Source organism: Tsukamurella sp. M9C, from assembly GCF_020169415.1.
Classification (GTDB): Bacteria; Actinomycetota; Actinomycetes; order Mycobacteriales; family Mycobacteriaceae; genus Tsukamurella.
On the sequence record NZ_JAIULG010000097.1, the window covers coordinates 1 to 1,268 of the forward strand.

Annotated in this window: 2 protein-coding genes; both read right to left on the reverse strand. The window is 66.9% G+C overall.

Annotation, left to right across the window (positions count from 1 at the left end):
* Positions 1–574: class II fructose-bisphosphate aldolase (locus tag LB823_RS23530; protein ID WP_224652185.1), on the reverse strand; the 574-nt coding region annotated here is incomplete at its 3' end.
* A 56-nt stretch (positions 575–630) separates the two neighbouring features.
* A partial coding sequence (locus LB823_RS23535; RefSeq protein ID WP_255604346.1) for a pyruvate kinase occupies positions 631–1,268 on the reverse strand: 638 nt, incomplete at its 5' end.

A 1,268-nucleotide genomic window follows, 5' to 3' on the forward strand; every position in this document is an offset into this window, starting at 1 on the left:
CGACGGTCTTCGCGAAATCCTCATCCGAGGTGAACAGCTTGTCGTTGATCTCGTTCTCGACGCCGTCCTCCTCGCCGCCGACCACGCCGATCTCGATCTCGAGGATGATCTTCGCCGCCTTCGCCTTCGCCAAAAGGTCCTGCGCGATCTCGAGGTTCTCCTCCAGCGGCACCGCCGAGCCGTCCCACATGTGCGACTGGAACAGCGGGTTCTGTCCGGCGTCGACGCGCTCCTGCGAGATCGCCAGCAGCGGCCGCACATAGCTGTCGAGCTTGTCCTTCGGGCAATGATCGGTGTGCAGGGCGACGGTCACGTCGTACTGCGCCGCCACCACATGCGCGAACTCCGCCAACGCGACCGCGCCGACCACCATGTCCTTCACGCCCAGGCCGGAACCGAACTCGGCGCCGCCGGTGGAGAACTGGATGATCCCGTCGCTGCCCGCATCGGCGAAGCCCTTGATCGCCGCGTTGATCGTCTCGCTCGACGTGCAGTTGATCGCCGGATAGGCGTAACCGCCCTCACGGGCGCGGTCCAGCATCTCCCGGTAGGCCTCGGGGGTGGCGATAGGCATGGTCGTGTCCTTCTGTAGCTGAGTAAAAGTCGTGGGAGTGGCGGGGATTCAGGCGCTCAGTGGTCGTCTTCGCCGATGCGGTGCACGTGGATCAGGTTGGTCGAGCCGACGGTCCCGGGAGGCGCACCGGCGACGATCACGACTTGATCGCCCGTGGAGTAGCCACCGATGCCTTCCAATGAGTGGTCGACCTGCCGAATCATCGCGTCGGTGCTGTCCACACCGTCCACGAGGAAGGTCTCGGTGCCCCAGGACAGGGCGAGCCGGCTGCGGACCTCCGGCAGCGGCGTGAACGCGAGCAGCGGCAGGCGGGTGTGCAGCCGGGCCAGGCGGCGCACCGTGTCACCCGACTGGGTGAACGCCACCAACGCCTTGGCGTTGAGCCGCTCCCCGATGTCGCGGGCCGCGTAGGAGAGGATGCCCGGCTTGGTGCGCGGTACATGATTGAGCGGCGGGACGGACGGCGCACCGTCCTCCACGTCCTCGACGGCGCAGACGATCTTGGCCATGGTCCGGACGGTCTCGATCGGGTACTTGCCCACCGACACCTCACCGGAGAGCATCACCGCATCCGCACCGTCGAGCACCGCGTTCGCCACATCCGAGGCCTCCGCCCGGGTCGGACGGCTGTTCTCGATCATCGACTCCAGCATCTGCGTCGCCACGATCACCGGCTTCGCGTTCTCCCGGGCGA